Annotated in this window: 5 protein-coding genes and 1 tRNA gene; 3 read left to right on the plus strand and 3 right to left on the minus strand. The window is 36.0% G+C overall.

Features of this window, described 5'->3' with window-relative positions; genetic code table 11:
* Positions 1 to 621 precede the first annotated feature (621 nt).
* Positions 622 to 692, minus strand: a tRNA-Ser gene (locus tag AC1DWN_RS29675).
* Between the two features lie 15 nt (positions 693 to 707).
* Positions 708 to 1,181, minus strand: coding sequence for a MarR family winged helix-turn-helix transcriptional regulator (locus AC1DWN_RS29680; RefSeq protein ID WP_477562465.1), 474 nt, complete (start codon positions 1,179 to 1,181; stop codon positions 708 to 710).
* Between the two features lie 151 nt (positions 1,182 to 1,332).
* Between AC1DWN_RS29680 and AC1DWN_RS29685 the strand changes: the two genes are divergently transcribed.
* From AC1DWN_RS29685 to AC1DWN_RS29695, 3 genes are read left to right on the plus strand one after another with little or no spacing between them, the layout of a single operon-like run.
* Positions 1,333 to 1,917, plus strand: coding sequence for a DUF3238 domain-containing protein (locus tag AC1DWN_RS29685; protein WP_477562466.1), 585 nt, complete (start codon positions 1,333 to 1,335; stop codon positions 1,915 to 1,917).
* Between the two features lie 54 nt (positions 1,918 to 1,971).
* Positions 1,972 to 2,556, plus strand: a complete 585-nt coding sequence (locus tag AC1DWN_RS29690; RefSeq protein WP_477562467.1) for a DUF3238 domain-containing protein — start codon at positions 1,972 to 1,974, stop codon at positions 2,554 to 2,556.
* 38 nt (positions 2,557 to 2,594) lie between these two features.
* Positions 2,595 to 3,221, plus strand: coding sequence for an FMN-dependent NADH-azoreductase (locus tag AC1DWN_RS29695; protein WP_477562468.1), 627 nt, complete (start codon positions 2,595 to 2,597; stop codon positions 3,219 to 3,221).
* A 305-nt stretch (positions 3,222 to 3,526) separates the two neighbouring features.
* Here AC1DWN_RS29695 and AC1DWN_RS29700 read toward each other — a convergent pair.
* Positions 3,527 to 3,907, minus strand: a 381-nt coding sequence (locus AC1DWN_RS29700) for a DUF4872 domain-containing protein (protein WP_477562469.1), incomplete at its 5' end; no start/stop codon positions are given.

A 3,907-nucleotide genomic window follows, 5' to 3' on the forward strand; every position in this document is an offset into this window, starting at 1 on the left:
GACAACATTTATTACTTCCAGAATGTCTGTATCAATACTTGGTACAAAGTTAAATGCGCTGTATTAAGTAATTCCCATAAAGATAGCCTGGTCAAATCTTCTGAGTCTTTATTTAAATACGAAGAAATAAAAAACGAGGACACCTTAAATAAAAATAGGTGTCCTCGTTTTTTCAACTACATTCGAACAAGAATTATTTATGGTAATACATTAACCTGCCCAGCTCTTACTACATGATCACTTGCAAACTCATACCATATTTCCACATTCTGATTTTCCTTGAGTTTATCTATCGGAACTTCTAGAACTTTATTTTCTTCTGACAGCAAGCAAGAAGTGTAGCAGTGAAAACTATTATCATTGACATTCACCGTGAAAAATAATCTAACTTTCAGTTACTATCCTTGATGTCTGCTCCCATCATTTAAACGCGAATAATGTACTTTCTATCCATACATTTCCCAACAACGGTCCGAGTCCGAGATACGAGCGAAGAAACAACAAAGATTTCGTCCCCATTTCCGTCCCCAAGATTATCAATGTGGGATTGTAAGTTATTGAAATCTAAATACAGCAAACAAAAAAACCCTTGCTACGCAAGGGCTTGAGTCGTTTTATGGTTGGTGGAGCCTAGGGGAATCGAACCCCTGACCTCATCGCTACCAGCGATATTTTCGTCCCCAATTCGCCCCGTGAAAACCTTATATTTACCAGACAGGTCTTGACCTCGATGATAATTTACCTTCATTTGTTTCATAAATTAATTTTGTTAAATCTTCATTGAGCATTCGCATTCGTTCAGCACCTATGCTTTCAATCCAACGTTGCTCAATCTCAGTTAGTATCTCCTCTTTTGCTTTCACTACTAACGAACCCTGTTCGGTCAAAACAATAATTTTCCCTCTCTTATCAGTGGGATGAGTTTGGCGCATTACATAACCACTTTTCTCAAGATAATCCACCATTTTACTTACAGCTTGTTTTGTAATTCCTAAATATTCGGCTAGTTCTATACCTGTTGCTCCATCAGAGGTAATAAATTTAAACATAAAACCATGTGCAGGTCTAATATCTCCATACCCCAATTCACTTAATCTGTAATGTAGTTCATCAATCAATGTACTATAGGATAATGACAAAAGTGATGTAAGATCTAATTCACTAAATATTGGCTGATTCATACATATAACCTCCTTAATTAAAGTCAATTAGGTTGACTACATTCAAATCCTATTGTACAGTATGGAATATAGTCAATCAAATTGACTATTTCCTGATTATAATGGAATAGGATTCACCGAAACAAAAATTAATATATTATGGAGGTTTCTCTTGGCTAACATCGTTAAAATTAGAGGGAGTGTATTTGCACCATATGCTTGGTTGGGACCTATTAAGGATCCTGTAACAGAAATGATATTCGAATATACTGGTGATGCGCGCGAATTTACACCATACGCTGTAAACACAATGCGATCAAGATTAGAGCAAGAAGTGATTATTGATTTTTATAAAAGAGAAATTTTCACTTATGCAAATGCTTGTGTCGTAACTGCAAAAGTTACAAATCCAGATGGTTCTATTAATTATAAAAAAGGAAAAACAAATATAGAAAACATTGTATGTACTAATGTTGTGTGGGGGATTGATGAAGTTTCTTTTGAAATGAGTGCAAGTGCCAGTAATCCTTTAAATACAGCAGCACCTGCGGCTGACTTTTTGTTAACTGTTTGTGCTAACGAAAGTGGTGTTGYACATATTGAAGGTTTCCATGATGGGTTTCCCTGCTATGAATTTTATAAACAAACAGATTTTGGTCCATTTGAATTAATATATACACATGATTTCAGAAAAACTGGTGACACTCCACAATCGCTAGCTGGTGAAATGGAATACAGTTTTAAAACAACAATTTAGATATAAATTTTATGTATTATCCAAAATAAAACTAGAATAACAGAGGTATGTCACATGACTAATATTGTTAAAATTAGAGCAAGTGTATTTATTCCAATGTCTTGGACTGAATCTAAGAAAGATATTCAAACTGGAACCGTGATTCAATTCGAAGGTGATTCTCGTGAATTTACACCTTATGCTGTAAACGCAATGCGTTCAAGAATTGAACAAGAAGTAGTTGTAGATTTTTACAAAAGGGAAATTTTCACATATGTGAATACTGGAATATCAACGGAAAGAGTCACTTCTCCAGATGGTTCCGTTAATTCAAGAACAGGAAAAGCAAGTACAAGAGATATTTTGTGCACTGATATTGTATGGAGTTCTGATGACGTCAAGTTACAAATGAGTGCAAGTGCTAGCAACCCATTAAATGTATATGCACCTACGGTTGACTATCTATTAACTGTACTTGTCAAAAAAGATGGTACTGTCGAGATTCAAGGTGCACATGATGGATTCCCTTGTTTTGAATTTTATAAGCAAGTTAATTTTGGTCCGTTTGAACAAATTTATATACATGATTTCAGAGAAACTGGTGATACACCTGAAGCTCTAGGTGGAGAAATGGAGTATAGTTTTAAAAAGATATTGTAAATATAACAGCATAGAGTCAATAACAGGAGGAAGAGAGAATGACAACAGTTTTATTTGTAAAAGCAAACAACCGCCCCGCAGACCAATCGGTTAGTGTGAAATTATATGAGGCTTTTATAGCAATCTACAAAGAATCACATCCTAATGAAACAGTGATAGAACTTGATTTATACAAGGAAGAATTGCCATATGTAGGAGTAGATATGATTAATGGCACTTTTAAGGCTAGTAGAGGACTTGATTTAACAGAAGAGGAAGCAAAGTCAGTAGCTGTTGCTGATAAATATTTAGATCAATTCCTTGCAGCTGATAAAGTTGTATTTGGTTTCCCATTATGGAATTTAACAATCCCAGCTGTACTACACACTTATATTGATTACTTAAACCGCGCGGGCAAAACATTTAAATATACGCCAGAAGGTCCTGTAGGTCTTATTGGAAATAAGAAGATTGCATTATTAAACGCAAGTGGCGGTGTATATTCTAATGGACCAGCAGCTGAATTAGAAATGGCTGTTAAATACGTAACAAGTATGATGAGCTTCTTCGGTGTAAAAAATATAGAGAAAGTAGTGATTGAAGGTCACAATCAATTCCCAGCTAAAGCAGAAGAGATAATTGCAGAGGGTCTTGAAAAAGCTGTTAAAGTAGCAAGTAATTTTTAATTAACAAAGCGCTTATGGCTCTATATGGCAGGACCATGGAAAGTTCACAAGTAGCGAACTTGATAAATTAATTTTCTGCCTATAGTGTTTCACCACAGCTTCTAAATAAGAGTACACGGATATTTTCTCATACAATCAAATAGTGTGTTTTCACGATTAAAATTAGGTAATGTGCTATTGTGGGAATTCATCCGGGGATTCATACCTAACGAAAATACCTGGAAAAGAATTACCACTACAGGTTCCCCTGTCGGCTTTCACCATATGTCTGCTAGTCGCAGGAGGTTCACTGATAGGCAACTGCTTCAAAGCCCCAATAAAAGTTCCATCGCTTCTTTTTCTTTCCGAGCGATATGAAGCAATAGTTCGGATGCATGTTTTAGATCGTCCATATGCCCTGTCCTTCCCGCTTTGTCTATACAGGTAGAAACTTCGTTCCATATTGAAGCAATTTCAATGAACATTAAATGAGCTCGCTCTATTTTTGAATCGCCGCATATTTCCATGCTTTCTTTAAGAAAGTCCCTGTATAAATTGCGAAAAAACGCGCCGCCTGTGCCCCCTTTTTCCATGAGTAATGCTGTCAAACATAAATCATGGGCCATATTTTGACTTCGGGAAGGCCACTTGAGTATTTCGGCACTCATTTTTTCGATCCCTTTTATTCCAATGTTGCGGATCGGCGG

It is taken from the genome of Paenibacillus sp. P4_A7 (genome assembly GCF_056402455.1).